Raw genomic sequence first — 15,973 nt, 5'->3', positions numbered from 1 at the left:
CCTCATTGCAGGCGGATGCGCGGATCCAGCCGCACATAGACGGCGTCGACGATCCAGTTGACCAGGATCACCACCACCGAGCTGCACAGCAGGATGCCGAGCAACAGGTTGAAGTCGCGCTGGAACAGCGCCTCGAAGGCCAGGCGGCCGAGTCCGGGCCAGGAAAACACGGTCTCCACCAGCACCGCGCCGCCGACGATGGAGCTGGCCTGCACGCCCAGCATGGTCACCAGCGGCAGCAAGGCGTTGCGCAGCACATGCGCGAACAGCACGCGCGGGGCGCGCGCGCCCTTGGCCACAGCGGTGCGCACGAAATCCTGGCGCCGCACCTCGATCATGGTGGCGCGCATCAGGCGCGTGTAAACCGCCATGTAGAACAGGCCCAGCGTGACCGCCGGCAGCACCAGGTGGCGCGCCACATCGAGCACATGGGCCAGGCCGGTATAGCCGGCCTCGACGGTGAACATGCCGCCCACCGGCAGCCAGTCCAGCCAGACCGAGAACACCACCACCAGCATCAGCCCGATCCAGAACAGCGGCGTGGCGAAGAACAGCAACGCCAGCGTCGACACCAGCACATCGGCCAGCCTGCCGGCGCGATAGGCCGCCAGCGTGCCGAGCGCGGCGCCGGCCACCACCGCGAACAGGATGGCCGCGCCCATCAGCAGCAGCGTGGCCGGCACGCGCTGGCCGATCAGTTGCGCCACCGGCATGCCGTGGCGGAAGGAATAACCGAGGTCGAACTGCGCCAGGTGCAGCAGGTACTTGCCGAACTGGACCGACAGCGGCTGGTCCAGCCCGAATTGCGCGCGCAGCGCCGCCATGTATTCAGGCGTGGCGGCGCCGGCTTCGCCGGCCAGCACTTGTGCGGCATCGCCGGGGGCCAGCCGCAGCAGGAAGAAATTGATCACCGCCACGCCCAGCACCACCGCCGCCAATTGCAGCAGGCGACGCAGGGCCTTGCGGGCGAAGGCGCGCGGTGCGCCAAGCAGTTCAGGTGCGCTGCGGGCGACAACTGCCGGCTCAACCGATGCGCTGTGCGGGGTACTCATGGGCGGCCTCCGATCCGCTCAGCGTTGCGGCGCGGCCGCGTTGGCGGCCACCTTGGCGCCGCTGTCGAACCAGGCATTCTTCAGCGAGCTGTAGATCTGGTCGACGCCGGACACCGTGTCCTTCAGGCTGGCGGATTGCACCGTGAAGAAATGCAGTTCCAGCAACGGGATCGATGGCAAGTCCGCCTGCACACGCTGCTGGAATTTCTTGAACAACGCCACGCGCTCGGCCTGGCTGGGCGAACCCTGGGCCTGCTCGATCAGCTTGTCGGCCTCGACGCTCCGGTAGCCGGAAGCGTTGGTCCACGGGATATTCTTGCCCACCGAATCGCTCCAGTAGGCGCGCGTGACGCCCACCAGCGGATCGGCGAAACCGGCGAACCACACCACCGACAGGTCGAAATCGCGGTCGCCGTAGACGCGCTTGGTATAGGTCGGCGTATCCTGCGCGCGCACGTTGACCTCGATGCCCACGCGCTTCAACGCGCCGCGGATGAATTCGCCGCTGCGCTTGAAGTCGTCGCCGTAAGGCAGGTAGTCGAGGTTGATGCGCAGGCGGGTGCCGTCGGCGCCGCGCTTGAGGCCGGCCTCATCCAGCAGCGCCTCGGCCTGCTTCGGGTCGTAGCCGTATTGCGGCAGGCCCTCGGCGTGGAACTGCTTCAAGGTCGACACCACGGGGCTGTCGGCCGGCTTGCCGAAGCCGTACCACACCACCTTGTTGAAGGCATTGCGGTCGATCGCATACGCCAGCGCCTGGCGCACGCGCACGTCCTTGAAATAAGGCTTGTCGGTGTTGATGTCGACGAACAGCCACGGCGAGATCCAGTCGTAACCGCGCGTCTCCAGTTTCAGCGACGGCAGCTTGGCCAGGCGCTCGGCATCCTTGAGCGGCACCGGGGAGAACGGCGCGTACTGCGCCTCGCCCTTTTCCAGCGAGGCGGCGCGGGCGCCGGCGTCAGGCACGATCTTGAAGACGATCTTGTCGAGGTAAGGCTTGCCGCGATCCCAGTAATCCGGATTGCGCTCCAGCGTGATGTAGTTGCCGCGGCTCCATTCCTTGAACACGAACGGGCCGGTGCCGACCGGCTTGTTGTTGTACGGGTTGTTCAGGATGTCGGTGCCTTCGTAGAGATGCCTGGGCAGCACCTGGGCGCCGTTGCTGTTGAGCGAACTCAGCACCGCCAGCGAAGGTTCGCTGAAGCGGATCACCACCGTGTAGTCGTCGGGCGTGTCGGTGGCGATGACCTTGCCGAACAGGATCTGGTTGCGCGGGTGGATCTTCTTCCACACGTTCTCCAGCGTCCACTTCACATCGGCCGAGGTGAACGGCTTGCCGTCGTGCCACTTCACGCCGTGGCGCAGGTGGAAGGTCAGCGTCTTGCTGTCCTTGGAGACTTCCCAGCGTTCGGCCAGCGCCGGACGCAACTTGAAATCGTTGTCGTATTCCACCAGGCCGTCGAACACGTTGGCGCTGAAGAAGCCGGTCGGCGCCGCGGTGTTGAGCGCCGAGGTCAGGATCACCGGTTCCGGCTGCAGGATGGCGGTCAGCGTGCCGCCCGGCGTGGGCGCGGCGGCCTGGGCGCCGGCGCCGGCCAGTGCCAATGCGGCCCCGGCCAGCAGCGTGCGCAGTTTGATGCGGTTGGACATGGTCGTTCCCTCTGATGTCGTTAGTCGTTGCCGCTCAGTCCAGCCAGGCGTTCTTGAGCGAACCCTGCGACTGGTCGCCCTGCCCGGCGATGCCATGCAGGCGCGGCGAATGGATGGTGAAGAAATGCAGCTCCAGCAGCGGCAACGTCGGCAGTTCGCTTTGCGTGATCTGCTGGAAGCGCTTGAACAGCGCCACGCGCTCGGCCTGGGTGGCCGCGCCCTGGGTCTGCTCGATGATCTGGTCGACCTCGGCGTTCTTGTAGCCGGAGGCATTGGTCCACGGCACGTTCTTGCCGACCCAGCCCGACCAGTACATGCGCGTCAGGCCGATCTGCGGATCGGGGAAGGAGGCGTTCCACGAGATCGAGGTGTCGAAGTCGCGCTCGCCGTAGACGCGCTTGGTGAAGGCGGCGGTGTCCTGGCTGCGGATATTGACGTCGATGCCTACCCGTTTCAGGGATTGCTTCAGGTATTCGGCGGTGCGGCGGTAATCGTCGCCATAGGGCAGGTAATCATTGTTGATGGCGAAGCGCACGCCGTCCGGGCCACGCTTGAAGCCGGCCTCGTCCAGCAAGGCTTCCGCCTTTTTCGTGTCGTACGCGTAGCGCGGCACGCTGCCGTCGAAGAACTGCGACAGCGTAGTCGGCACGATGGATAGCGCCGGCTTGCCGTAGCCGTACCAGACTACCTTGTTCAGGCCATCCAGGTTGGCGGCGTAGGCAATGGCGCGGCGCACGCGCACATCCTTGAGGTATTTGTTGTCGAGGTTGAAGTCGAGGTACATCACCGGCGACGACCACTGGTAGCCGCCGGTCTCGACCTTCACCTTGCCGGAACTCGCCAGGCGCTGCGCCTCCTTGGGCGGCACCGGGCTGAACACGGCGTACTGCGCCTCGCCGTTTTCCAGCAGCGCGGCGCGCGCGGCGGCGTCAGGCACGACCTTGAAGACGATCTTGTCGAGGTAAGGCTTGCCTTTGTCCCAGTAATCCGGATTGCGCTCCAGCGTGATGTGGCTGCCGCGGCTCCACTCCTTGAAGATGAAGGCGCCGGTGCCGACCGGCTTGTTGTTGTTCGGGTTGTTCAGCACGTCGCTGCCTTCATACAAGTGCTTGGGCAGCACCGGCGCGCCCCACGAATTGAGCGTGGACAGCAGCGCCAGCGAAGGCTTGGTGAAACGGAACACCGCGGTCAGTTCGTCCGGCGTGTCGACCTGCGTGAGGTTGACCAGGATCGCCTTGTTGCGCGGGTGCAGCGTTTTCCACACGTTCTCCACCGACCATTTCACATCGGCCGAGGTGAACGGCTTGCCGTCGTGCCACTTCACGCCGCGACGCAGGTGGAAGGTGATCGCCAGGCCATCCCTGGAGACTTCCCAGCGTTCGGCCAGCTGGCCGTGCGGCTTCAGTTCGCTGTCGTAGCTGAGCAGGCCGTCGTAGACGTTGGTGGCGATCAGCGAGGTCGGCTGCGCGGTGTTGACGGCGCCGGTCAGCGTCACCGGTTCGGGCTGGACGATGGCCAGCAGCGTGCCGCCGGATTTGGGCGTGCCTTCGGCGGCGCCGGCATGGACGCCGACCATGGCCAGCGCCGACAGCGCCAGTCGTGCGGCGGTTTTGTTGGTGATGCGGCTCAGCATGTTGTTCTTGTTTCCTCGTGATGTCGTGATGGCCAGCGGGCGCGCAGGCGCCGGCACGGCCGCCCTTCCCGGGCGACCATGACCTGTGTGATGAAACGGCGCGGATGCGCCGCGGGGTCGGCTTCAGCAGCTCAGCGGCAACATCGCCGCCGGCCGCCGACGATCGGCGTGGCGTCTCTCACAGCGCGCCGTGACGTGGCGGCTTCTTGCCGTTCAGGTAGAAATTGCCGATGGCGTGGTACTTCCAGCGCACCGGGTCGTGCAACGTGTGGGTGCGGGCATTGCGCCAGTGGCGATCGAAGTTGTGTTCGGCCAGCGTCGATTGCGATCCGGCCAGTTCGAACAGCTTGCTGCCGGCCGCCAGCGAGACTTCGGTGGTCAGCACGCGCGCTTCGGCCACGGCAATGGAGGCTTCGGCCACGCTGTCTTCGGTGGGCGCGGCGGCGGCCGCATCCACCTTGTGCCCGGCGCGCTGCACCAGCGCTTCGGCGGCATGCAGCTGGATGGTCAGGTCGCCCACTTCGCGGATGGTCAACGGATCGTCGCCGGCGCGTTCGACGCCGCTGTCGATCCAGGGGCGCGAACGCGTCTGCACGAAGGCGATCAGGTCGCGGTAGGCGGCGCGCGCGATGCCCAGGTCGATGGCGGCGTGCTGGATCTGCGCCATCGGGCCGATCTGGGTCGGACGGGTGAAGGCGGAGGCGAAGCCGATCACGGCATCGGCCGGCACCTGTACGTTGTCGAACACGGCGCTGCCGCTGCCGGTGGTGCGCTGGCCGAAACCGGACCAGTCGTCGATGATGGTCAGGCCCGGCGCGTGGCGCGGCACGATGGCCAGCTGCTGTACGCCGGCCTCGTCGATCACCGAGGTCGGCACCCAGTCGGCATACAGCGCGCCGGTGGCGTAGAACTTGCGGCCGTTGATACGGTAGCCGGGGCCGTTCGGATCGCGCGTGAGGCTGGTCTTGCGGTCGTGCGAAGTCTTGGTGCCCAGCTCGGCCAGCGCGTTGCCGAAGCGGTCGCCTTGCAGCACGCGTTCGAAGAAGAAGCGCTTCTGCGATTCGTTGCCGTTGACGCGGATCAGCTCGACCGCATAGAAATGGTTCTGCGGGATCTGGCCGATGGAGCCGTCGCCCGAGGAGATGGTGGCGATCACTTCGGCCAGCGTGCCGTAGGAGACGCCGGCGCCGCCGTATTCCCTGGGCACGGTGATGCCCCACAGGCCGGAACGCACGTAGCGCTCCAGCTCGTCCCAGGGTAGCTTGCGCTCGCGGTCGCGCAGGGCGGACTCGCGCGCGAAGTCTTCAGCCAGCTTGCGCGCCACGGCCAGCGCCTCGGCGTCGTCGCGGATGCGGGCGACGATGCGCGGGGTGGCGGAAGCCGAGGACGACGGCAGGGAATCGAGCGCGGTGGCAGTGGTGGCTGCGGTCTGGGTCATGGCGTTTCTTCGGACAATGGTCAATGGGCGGTTGGTGACGGCGGAGCGCTTCAGCTCCACGAATGGCGCGGCGGCGGCGTGCCGTTCAGGGCGTAGTTGCCGACCGCGTGATACTTCCAGCGCACCGGGTCGTGCAGCGTGTGCACGCGCGCATTGCGCCAGTGGCGGTCGAGATTGTGGGCAGCCAGCGTGGAAGCCGAGCCGGCCAGTTCAAACAATTTTTCGGACGCCAGCAGCGCCAGTTCGGTGGAAAGCACCTTGGCCTCGGCCACGGCCACCGAGGCTGCGGCCATCTGCTCGAAGCTGATGGCCTCGGGCAAGGCGTCCAGCACGCCGGCGGCGCGTTCCAGCAGCGCGTCGCTGGCGTGCAGGCGCAGCTTCAGGTTGCCGATGTCGCGGATGATGTAGGGATCGTCAGAAGCATGCTCGAGGCCGCTGTCGGCGTAGGGGCGCGAGCGCGTGGTCACGAATTCGATGGCGTCGCGCACCGCCGCATGGGCGATGCCGGCGTCGATGGCGGCCTGGATCAGTTGCGATACCGGGCCGATGTTGTTGGGTTGCTTGAGCAAATCCTTCACCTGCAGCACCTGCGATGCCGGCACCCGCACGCGCTCGAACACCACGCTGCCGCTGGCGGTGGTGCGCTGGCCGAAGCTGGACCAATCGTCGACCACGCGCAAACCCGGCGCGTCGGCACGGTTGTAGACGAACAGCGGATCGCCCCGGTCGTCGATGGCGCGGCTGGGAATCCAGTGCGCATACAAGGCGCCGGTGGAATAAAAACGCGTGCCCGTCAGCAGGTAGCTGCCGTCGCCGGCCTCGTCGTCAAGCACGGCGCGGGTACGCACGTCGAGCACGTTCTTGCCGTTGCGTTCCGGCCCGGCGTTGCCGAAGCGGGCGCCGTCCAGGGCCTCGCCGAAGAAAAAGCGTTTCTGCTCCTCGCTGCCGGCATTGGCGATGACGTTGAGGTTGCCGAAATGGTTTTGCGGAATCTGGCCGATCGACGGGTCGGCGGCGGAGACGATCTTGAAGACCTCGGCCACCGTAGCCCACGAGGCGCCGATGCCGCCATAGGCGCGCGGCACCGAAATGGCCCACAGCCCGCTGTGCGAGAAGCGCTCGATCTCCTCGAACGGCAAGCGGCGTTCGCGGTCGCGCCCGGCTGCGCCCTGGGCGAATTCCTGCGCCAGCGCATGCGCGACTTGCAGCGCCTGGGCCTGGCTAGCGATGCGCTGGGCGGTGCGTTGGGAGAGGCGCCGCACGCTGGGTGCGCGCAAGGCGTCGATGGCCGCTGACATGAAACAATGATCCTTCCTGAGATGGCCGGCGCGGCCCCGATGTGGGCGCACCAAGGCGGAGGATCATTAAAGCAAAGCACGGCGTCGAGCAGAACGAAGCATTTTGCATGTGCTTGCTTGGATTTCGCATGCCGCATTTTTCGCACATGCATATGCGCTGTGTGTTGCGAACGCCTGGCCTGAATGCGGAGGTAAAACAAAGGCAAAAAAAATGCCGCCCGGCTGGCCGGACGGCATGTCCATCGACACCGCAATGTGCGTGCGCTTATGTGCGTGCGTTTATTCCGCGCAAACTTCCTCTTCCTGCTTGGCCAGCCGGGCCTGGTCATGCAAGGCATGGTCGGCCGGCCTGGACGCACGGCGGTCCAGCGCCGCGCCCAACAACGCCAGCCCCAGCGAGACGAACGCCAGCACCGCGCCCAGCAGGGGGATGCCGGCCAGGCCGAAGCCCAGCGTCAGCACCGCGCCGCCGCCGAAGGCGCCCAGCGCGTTGCCGAGGTTGAAGGCGCCGATGTTGAGGGTGGACGCCAGGATAGGCGCCATCGCGGCCTTGTTCATCACGTTCATCTGCAATGCCGGCACGGCGGCGAAGGCGGCCATGCCCCACAGGAAGACCGTGACGATGGCCGAAACCGGCGCGTGGCTGGTGAACATGAAGACCAGCAGCACCACGCCCAGCACGATGAAATTGAGGCGCAGCGCCAGCATCACGCTGCGGTCGGCCAGCTTGCCGCCGATGATGTTGCCCACCGCCAGCCCGACGCCGATCAGCAGCAGCACCCCGGCCACGCCGCGCGGCGAGATGCCGCTGACGTCGCGCAGGATCGGGGCGATGTAGGTGAACACGGCGAAGGTGCTGGCCGAGAATGCCACCGTGGTGGCGAAGGCCAGCCAGACCGGCTTGCTGCGCCAGAGGGCGGCGCTGTCTTCGGCGGTGCCGTCGGATGTCTGGATGCGGGACGGCAGGAAAGCCATGATCGCCGCCAGCGACAGCAGGCCGATCACGGTCACGCCGAAGAAGGTGGCGCGCCAGCCGAAGCTTTGGCCCAGCAGCGTGCCGCCGGGTACGCCCACCACGTTGGCCAGGGTCAGGCCGGTAAACATGAGGGCGATGGCGCTGGCCTGCTTCTCCTTGCTGACCAGGCTGGTGGCGACCACCGCGCCCAGGCCGAAGAACGAGCCGTGGGCGAACGAGGTGACCACGCGCGCCACCATCAACATGCCGTAGTTGGCCGACAGCGCACACAGCAAGTTGCCGGCGATGAAGATCAGCATCAGCATGGCCAGCGCGCGCTTGGGCGGGATGCGGCTGGTGACGGCCGCCAGGATCGGCGCACCGACCGTGACGCCGAGCGCGTAGCCGCTCACCAGGTAACCGGCGGCGGGCAAATTGACCTGCAGGTCGGCGGCCATCTCGGGCAACAGGCCCATGATGACGAATTCGGTGGTGCCGATGGCGAAGGCGCATAGCGCCAGGGCAAATAAGGGGATGGGCATGTTTTTCTCCGGATAGCGTGGCGGATGTGGCGCGGGTTGATGCGGATCGGTGCGGGCCGACATGGGGCGAATCCATGCTGTGCCGCAGCAATTCCATGCGCGCACCTTACCCCAGATGCTGATTTCCTGCAGACCGCAGCCGTTTTTGCACAGCATGAGAAAAAGCCGCGGAAGGCCGTGTGCCGATGCTTGCAGCGGCTTTGCAGTAAACTCCACCGGCACCAACAAAAAAAACGCATAAGCAAATGCGCGCATGCCTTGCCGGCACAACGCCACACATAACAACAACATCACCGAAAGAAGAGAGAGACATGTTCCGAACCGACCGCGCCCCCGATTTCAAGACCGTGCTGCTGGCCAGCGGCGTGGTGCTCACGCTGGCCATGGGCGTGCGTCATGGGCTGGGCTTCTGGCTGCAGCCGATGTCGCAGGCGCATGGCTGGACGCGCGAGACCTTCTCGCTGGCCATCGCCATGCAAAACCTGATGTGGGGCGCCATCGGCCCCTTCGCCGGCATGGCCTGCGACCGTTTCGGCACGGCGCGCGTGATCGTGCTGGGCGCCTTCCTGTACGCGGCGGGACTGATGTGGATGGCGCTGGTGGCGCAACCGCTGCTGTTCGTGGTCGGCTCCGGGGTGCTGATCGGCGCCGCGCTGGCTTGTACCGCCTTCGGCGCGGTGAGCGGCATCGTCGGCCGCAGCGCGCCGCCGGAAAAGCGTTCCTGGGCCTTCGGCATTTCTTCCGCGGCCGGCTCCTTCGGCCAGTTCATGATGATGCCGGTGGAGCAGCAGCTGATCTCGCTGGCCGGTTGGCAACAGGCGTTCTTCTGGCTGGCCGCGCTGGTGCTGGTGGCGATGCTGCCGATGGCGATGCGCCTGCGGGAGCCGCCGCTGGCAAAGGCGGCGCAAGAGCAAAGCATCGCCGAGGCGATGCGCGAGGCGTTCGCCTACCGTCCCTTCCAGCTGCTGGTGGCGGGCTATTTCGTGTGCGGCTTCCAGGTGGTGTTCATCGGCGCCCACCTGCCTTCCTACCTGAAGGACAAGGGCATCATGGATCCGAATGTGGCGGTGGTGGCGCTGGCGCTGATCGGCCTGTTCAACATCTTCGGCTCTTACTACGCCGGCAAGCTGGGCGGCCTGCTGCCCAAGCGCTTTTTGCTGGCGGGCATCTATTTCTCGCGCACGGTGGCGATCGCGCTGTTCCTGGCGGCGCCGCTGTCGGCCTGGTCGGTGTATATCTTCGCGGCGGCGATGGGAATCCTGTGGCTGTCGACCGTGCCGCTGACCAACGGCATCGTGGCCGGCATTTTCGGCGTGAAGCACCTGTCGATGCTGTCGGGCTTCGTGTTCTTCTCGCACCAGGTCGGCAGCTTTCTGGGCGTCTGGCTGGGCGGCTGGCTGTTTACCCGCGAGGGCAGCTACGACACGGTGTGGGCCATCACGCTGGCGCTGGGCATCTTCGCCACGCTGATCAACTTGCCGGTGCGCGAACAGGCGATTGCCCGCCCGCTGGCGGTGAACTGAGTGGAGAACTTTGCCGTGGCCAGACGCTCTGAGCATGCTCGCGCCGGACGCTGGCGGCGCCTGGCGCTGGCGCTGGCCGGCGCCGGGGTGCTGGCGGCGATATTTCTTGCCTATCTGCAACCGGCATTCATCGTCGACCTGGCGAACCGGATTTACCTGTGTTTTTAGACAGTAGTCCGACCAAATTACGCTAGAATGAGCCGACCCGCTCCCGCCCGTCACCACCAACAAGAAACGCCATGCTCTCGCTCACCGACCTCGAACAAGCCATCAACTACTGGCGCCAGCAGCGCCCCGCCACCGGCGAGGAATGCGCGCTGTCGCCCGAGGTGAACGCGCTGGCCGACCTGTACGCGATGATGATCTACGACCACCGCCATGAAGTGGCGCTGGACGAAATGGGCACCCAGGCGCGCCAGCTGGTGGAGTCCTGGCAGGGCACGCGCGCCTGAACTTGCTCTGCTCCATTTTTCTTTCGCCTCGCCGCACATCCTCCCTCTGTAACCGCGTTATGCTAGAACCCCGCTGGCGGATTGGCGGCGCGCAACCTCCACTGAACGTTTCCATTTCCGCCCGATCTTTTCCTGAGATATTTTAAAAGGAAGGAACATGCGCAAGATCCCCGAGCAGACAGCCCCTGCCGGCCGCCGCAAGGCGGAGCCGGCCAGGCCCGCCGCGCGTTCCCGCAAAAAGGCCGAGCCCGGCCAGCCCCGGGTGGCGCTGGTGCTGCAAGGCGGCGGCGCGCTGGGCGCCTACCAGGCCGGGGTCTACCAGGCCTTGCATGAGAACGGCCTGACGCCGGACTGGGTGGTCGGCACCTCGATCGGCGCCATCAATGCCGCCATCATCGCCGGCAACCCGCGCGAGACGCGCATCGCGCGCCTGCGCGAATTCTGGGAGACGGTGGCCCACCCCGACCTGTTCGACCTGCAGCACCTGCCCGACAGCCTGCGCCTGCTGTCCACCCGGCTGACCACGCTCGATACCTTCATGCGCGGCGCGCCGGGCTTCTTCCGGCCGCGTCCGCTCAACCCGTTTGCCCTGGGCCTGCCGGTGCCGGCCGAGGACGCCAGCTTCTATAGCACCGCCGAGCTGCGGGAGACGCTGGCGCGGCTGGTCGACTTCGATTACCTCAACCGCGCGGCCGGCATGCGCATGACGGTCAGCGCCGTCAAGGTGACGTGCGGCACGCTGGTCAAGTTCGACTCCGCCACCCGCCCCATCGGCCCCGAGCACATCATGGCCAGCGGCGCGCTGCCGCCGGGTTTCGCGCCGGTGCGCATCGACGGCGAGCTGTACTGGGATGGCGGCTTGTATTCCAACACCCCGCTGGAAGCGGTCCTCAACGATGAGCCGCGCATGAATACGCTGTGCATGATGGTCGACCTGTGGCATGCCGACGGCCCCGAGCCCAAGACGCTGGAAGAAGTGCAGACGCGCGAAAAGGACGTGACCTTCGCCTCGCGCTCGCAACGCCATATCGATGCCTATCTCAAGCAATACCAGTTGCGCCGCGCCGCGCACGACCTGTACCAGCGCCTGCCGGCCGCCATGCTCACCGCCGCCGACCGCAAGATGATGGCCGAGCTGGGCGCCGACACTACCATCCACATCGTGCGCCTGCCCTATGCCGGGCGCGACTGGAACATGGCGTCCAAGGATGTCAATTTCGCGCGCGGCTCGCTGCTGTGGCGCTGGGATCAGGGTTACCAGGACGGCCTGCGCGGTATCGAGGTCAGCGCCGGCTGTCCGTTCGAGTCTTCCGCGGCGGGCATTGTGGTGCATGAGCTTCCGGCTGGCGAAACCGGCGTAAAAGTGTCCGAACGTTCGTCTTGATTGGCCGCAAAGCCGCGCCTGGATTGGACGTCGCATATTATCGACGGAGTTACAAATTATTTTGTGCGTCGCACAAAATTCACTTGACCTCCCCAAAGAAGTGCATAAAATAGGAATTGTTGCGGCGCACAAATCATGATTGTTGGTTGATTCTGGTCGAAAGCCGCTGTGGAAGGCCGTTTGTTTATCCATTCCGGCTATTCGTTGAGTGCATCAAATCGTCATTAACATCAAGGAGATGAATATGTTTTCGTACCAAGATCAGTTTTCCGCCGCCACCAAATCCAACCTGCAGGCTCAGCTCGATCTGATCAACACCCTGACCGCGAAGGCTTTCGAAGGCGTGGAAAAGATTGTTGAACTGAACCTGTCCGCCGCCAAGGCTTCGCTGGAAGAATCCGCCGCCGCCGCCAAGCAGTTGGCCGCCGCCAAGGATCCTCAGGAACTGCTGGCGCTGGCTGCCGCGCAAGCCCAGCCGGGCGCTGAAAAGGCTGCCGCTTACGGCCGCCACCTGGCCGGCATCGTTTCGGCCACGCAAGCCGAATTCACCAAGGCTGCCGAAGCCCAGGTCGCCGAAACCAGCCGCAAGGTCGGCGCCCTGATCGACGAAATCAGCAAGAACGCGCCCCCGGGTTCGGAACAGGCGATTTCGCTGCTCAAGGCCACCCTGACCAACGCCAACGCCGGCTACGAACAGCTGACCAAGAGCACCAAGCAAGCCGTCGAAACGCTGGAAGCCAACCTGAGCAACGCCGCCAAGCAATTCACCGCGGTTGCGGAAAAAACTGCTGCGACTACCCGCTCCAAGAAGTAACCGGCCGGTAAGCAACACGCAACAACACCCAGCAGTAATAAGCAGCAGGCAAACGACAAAGGCCGCTCCGGGAAACCGGAGCGGCCTTTTGTCTTGTCTGCCGGATGCTTAGGGCCGGCCGATGATATCCAGCGCCAATGCCTCGGCCACGCGGATGCCGTCGATGGCGGCCGACATGATGCCGCCGGCATAACCGGCGCCTTCGCCGGCCGGATACAGCCCCTTGGTATTCAAGCTTTGCAACGTATGGTCGTCGCGCTTGATGCGGATCGGCGACGAGGTGCGGGTCTCGACGCCGGTCAGCACGGCGTCATGCATCGAATAACCGCGGATCTGCTTGTCGAAGGCCGGCAGCGCTTCGCGGATGGCGTCGATGGCGTACGTGGGCAGCGACGGATTGAGGTCGCCCAGCTTGACGCCCGGCTTGTAGGACGGCTCCACGCTGCCCAGCGCCGTGGAGGGGCGGTTGGCGATGAAGTCGCCCACCAGTTGCGCCGGCGCGTCGTAGTTGCCGCCGCCCAGTTCATAGGCGCGGCTTTCCCATTCGCGCTGGAAGGCGATCCCGGCCAGCGGGTGGCCGGGATAGTCGGCCGGGGTGATGCCCACCACGATGCCGCTGTTGGCGTTGCGCTCGTTGCGCGAGTATTGGCTCATGCCGTTGGTGACCACCCGCCCCGGCTCCGAGGTGGCCGCCACCACGGTGCCGCCCGGGCACATGCAGAAACTGTAGACCGAACGGCCATTGGCGGCGTGGTGCACCAGCTTGTAGTCGGCCGCGCCGAGGATGGGGTGGCCGGCGCTGGGGCCGAAACGGCACTTGTCGATCAGCGACTGCGGGTGTTCGGCGCGAAAGCCGATCGAGAACGGCTTGGCCTCGATGTAGACGCCGCGCTCATACAGCATCTCGAAGGTGTCGCGCGCGCTGTGGCCGATGGCCAATACCACATGGTCGGCCGCGATCTGCTCGCCGGATGCGAGCGTCAGGCCGCGGATCTGGCCGTCTTCGATCAGCACATCCTCCACGCGCTGCTCGAAGCGGAATTCGCCGCCCAGCTGTTCGATCTTCTCGCGCATCAGCTGGATCATCTTCACCAGGCGGAAAGTGCCGATGTGCGGCTTGCTGACGTACATGATCTCGGGCGGGGCATCGGCGGCGACGAATTCCTTGAGCACCTTGCGGCCGTAATGCTTGGGATCCTTGACCTGGCTGTAGAGCTTGCCGTCGGAAAAGGTGCCGGCGCCGCCTTCGCCGAACTGGACGTTGGATTCCGGCTTGAGTTCGCGCTGGCGCCACAGGCCCCAGGTGTCCTTGGTGCGCTCGCGCACGGTCTTGCCGCGTTCCAGGATGATCGGGTTGAAGCCCATCTCGGCCAGCAACAAGGCGGCGAACAGGCCGCACGGGCCGAAGCCGATCACCACCGGGCGCTGCTTCAGGCCGGCCGGCGCCCGGCCGACGAAGTGGTAGCCGGTGTCGGGCGTGGGGCCGACATTGGTTTTGTTCTGGTTGCGCGCCAGCACCTGCGCTTCGTCCTTCACTTCCACATCGATGGTGTAGGTGAGGATCACCGCGCTCTTCTTGCGCGCGTCGTAGCTGCGACGAAACAGCGTGAAGCCGACCAGCTCGTCGGCGGCGATGCCCAGGCGTTCCAGGATCGCGGCGTTCAGGTCGTCTTCCGTATGGTCCAGCGGAAGGAATAGCTCATTGATGCGCAACATGTGCGGGGACTTTCCAGTGTGGCTTGAAATGCATGGGAGCGGCGCGGCCGAAGGCGTTGTCCCGGCGGACGGGCCCGGCGCGGGCCCCGGTGGACAGGGCGCAAGGCGGGCTGCGCGAAAGGCGACATTCTACTCCAGCCGCGGCTGGCCGGCCCAGTGGGCGGGCTGCCGGGCTTGCAGGCTTGCCGGGCTTTTTGACGGCAGCGCGCCGGGCGCGTCAGAAATCGGCGGCGTGCTCGTCCAGATACCCCAGCCGCACCGCCCGCCGCGCACAGCCTTCCCAGCCCGCGACGACCACCAGCACGGCGGTGGTCAGGCCGCTCACCATCAACAGGTCGGTGAAGAAAGCCAGCGGCGCCAGCACCGCCAGCAGCGCCAGGCCGGCGATGTGGGAGAGCGGGAAGCGGCGGTAAACCACCTGCTTGTAGATGCCGTTGCCCAGGACATAGATGGCCGGCCCCAGGATCAGCAACGCCGCGTGCAGCACGTCGATGCGCTGGTCGGGATGGGCGATCACCAGCTCGTTGCCCACCGCCGACAGGATCACGCCGGCCACGATGACCACATGCACGTAATGGAAATAGGCGCCGATGCGCCCCGGGTCGTCGGAACGCACGATGGCTTCGCTGCCGTCCTTGCTGCTGGTGTCGAAATACATCCACCACATCGCCACCGCCCCCACGAAGGTGACGATGAAGGCCACCAGCACCGGGATTTCCCATGCGTGGGCGTGGGCCAATGTCGCGCCGGTCATCAGCAGGGTTTCGCCCAGGGCGACGATGACGAACAGCTGGCAGCGCTCGGCCAGATGGCCGCCCTCGATGCTCCAGTCGCCGGTGCGCGAACGGCCCATGCCGGGCAGGTAGAAGCCGAGCATGGGGGAGATGTACTCGCAGGCCACGGCGGCAATCCACAAACCCAGCCGGTATTGCGGCAGCAAGCCGCCGGCGATCCACAGCACCGCCGACAGCGACAGCCAGCCGAGCATGCGCCGGAAGTTGGCGGCCAGTTCATGGTCGCGGCCCAGGCTGGCCAGCACGTACAAGGTGCGGCCGACCTGGATCGCGGCGTAAGCGATGGCGAACACCAGAGCGCGCTCGCCGAACGCTTCCGGCAGCGCCGCCGCCATCAGCAGGCCGACCAGCATGATGGCGAACAGCAAGGTGCGGATCGGCAGGGCTTCCGGGTCGAACCAGTTGGTCACCCAGGCGGTGTATTGCCACGCCAGCCAGACCGCGAACCACAACACCAGAGTCTGGATGGCGCCTTCGGGCGTGAGATTTTCCAGCAGGCTGTGCGACAGCTGGGTCACGGCGAAGACGTAGATCAGGTCGAAGAACAGTTCGACGAAGGAGACCCGGGCTTCGTGGCCGTCGCGCACGCGCAGCAGGGATGGCCGATGGGATTTGTGATGGCGGATCTGTTGGTTCATGGCGCAATTCCGGAGGTCGGCAGCCGGCGCCAAGTAACAGTACGCCGGAGCTTGTTACAAGAACGCATCGCACGGCGGCGTGAAATG

At 65.8% G+C, this 15,973-nt stretch carries 13 protein-coding genes; 5 read left to right on the top strand and 8 right to left on the bottom strand.

Features of this window, described 5'->3' with window-relative positions:
* Window positions 1-2: 2 nt before the first annotated feature.
* The 6 genes from AC07N6_RS15445 to AC07N6_RS15420 all read right to left on the bottom strand — a co-directional run bounded on the left by AC07N6_RS15445 (window position 3) and on the right by AC07N6_RS15420 (window position 8,565).
* On the bottom strand, window positions 3-1,052 hold the full coding sequence (locus AC07N6_RS15445; protein ID WP_494782282.1) for an ABC transporter permease: 1,050 nt from the start codon (window positions 1,050-1,052) through the stop codon (window positions 3-5).
* Window positions 1,053-1,070: 18 nt separating this feature from the next.
* Window positions 1,071-2,699, bottom strand: coding sequence for an ABC transporter substrate-binding protein (locus AC07N6_RS15440; RefSeq protein WP_494782283.1), 1,629 nt, complete (start codon window positions 2,697-2,699; stop codon window positions 1,071-1,073).
* A 34-nt stretch (window positions 2,700-2,733) separates the two neighbouring features.
* Window positions 2,734-4,332: an ABC transporter substrate-binding protein gene (locus AC07N6_RS15435; protein WP_494782284.1), complete on the bottom strand. Its 1,599-nt coding sequence runs from the start codon at window positions 4,330-4,332 to the stop codon at window positions 2,734-2,736.
* A 178-nt stretch (window positions 4,333-4,510) separates the two neighbouring features.
* Window positions 4,511-5,770: an SfnB family sulfur acquisition oxidoreductase gene (locus AC07N6_RS15430; protein WP_494782285.1), complete on the bottom strand. Its 1,260-nt coding sequence runs from the start codon at window positions 5,768-5,770 to the stop codon at window positions 4,511-4,513.
* 50 nt (window positions 5,771-5,820) lie between these two features.
* Complete coding sequence (locus tag AC07N6_RS15425) at window positions 5,821-7,068, bottom strand: SfnB family sulfur acquisition oxidoreductase (RefSeq protein ID WP_494782286.1); 1,248 nt, start codon at window positions 7,066-7,068, stop codon at window positions 5,821-5,823.
* A gap of 279 nt (window positions 7,069-7,347) precedes the next feature.
* Complete coding sequence (locus tag AC07N6_RS15420; RefSeq protein WP_494782287.1) at window positions 7,348-8,565, bottom strand: MFS transporter; 1,218 nt, start codon at window positions 8,563-8,565, stop codon at window positions 7,348-7,350.
* Between the two features lie 311 nt (window positions 8,566-8,876).
* On the opposite strand from AC07N6_RS15420, the gene AC07N6_RS15415 reads away from it, so the two are divergent.
* The 5 genes from AC07N6_RS15415 to phaP all read left to right on the top strand — a co-directional run bounded on the left by AC07N6_RS15415 (window position 8,877) and on the right by phaP (window position 12,738).
* Window positions 8,877-10,088, top strand: a complete 1,212-nt coding sequence (locus tag AC07N6_RS15415) for an MFS transporter (protein ID WP_494782288.1) — start codon at window positions 8,877-8,879, stop codon at window positions 10,086-10,088.
* Between the two features lie 15 nt (window positions 10,089-10,103).
* Complete coding sequence (locus AC07N6_RS15410; protein WP_494782289.1) at window positions 10,104-10,256, top strand: hypothetical protein; 153 nt, start codon at window positions 10,104-10,106, stop codon at window positions 10,254-10,256.
* 71 nt (window positions 10,257-10,327) lie between these two features.
* Window positions 10,328-10,540 carry a DUF3717 domain-containing protein gene (locus AC07N6_RS15405; protein ID WP_050468602.1) on the top strand — a complete coding sequence of 71 codons (213 nt, stop codon included), beginning with the start codon at window positions 10,328-10,330 and terminating at the stop codon, window positions 10,538-10,540.
* 157 nt (window positions 10,541-10,697) lie between these two features.
* Window positions 10,698-11,924 carry a patatin-like phospholipase family protein gene (locus AC07N6_RS15400; RefSeq protein ID WP_494782290.1) on the top strand — a complete coding sequence of 409 codons (1,227 nt, stop codon included), beginning with the start codon at window positions 10,698-10,700 and terminating at the stop codon, window positions 11,922-11,924.
* A 244-nt stretch (window positions 11,925-12,168) separates the two neighbouring features.
* On the top strand, window positions 12,169-12,738 hold the full coding sequence (phaP, locus tag AC07N6_RS15395) for a TIGR01841 family phasin (RefSeq protein ID WP_494782291.1): 570 nt from the start codon (window positions 12,169-12,171) through the stop codon (window positions 12,736-12,738).
* Between the two features lie 108 nt (window positions 12,739-12,846).
* On the opposite strand, the gene AC07N6_RS15390 is transcribed toward phaP, so the two are convergent.
* Window positions 12,847-14,454 carry an NAD(P)/FAD-dependent oxidoreductase gene (locus tag AC07N6_RS15390; RefSeq protein WP_494782292.1) on the bottom strand — a complete coding sequence of 536 codons (1,608 nt, stop codon included), beginning with the start codon at window positions 14,452-14,454 and terminating at the stop codon, window positions 12,847-12,849.
* 217 nt (window positions 14,455-14,671) lie between these two features.
* Window positions 14,672-15,886, bottom strand: a complete 1,215-nt coding sequence (locus AC07N6_RS15385; RefSeq protein ID WP_494782293.1) for a low temperature requirement protein A — start codon at window positions 15,884-15,886, stop codon at window positions 14,672-14,674.
* Window positions 15,887-15,973: the final 87 nt, after the last annotated feature.

This window comes from Herbaspirillum sp. GW821-FHT09A12 (genome assembly GCF_059418325.1).
Note: the sequence above shows the minus strand (reverse complement) of the source record. Positions and strands in the feature narration are given on the sequence as shown.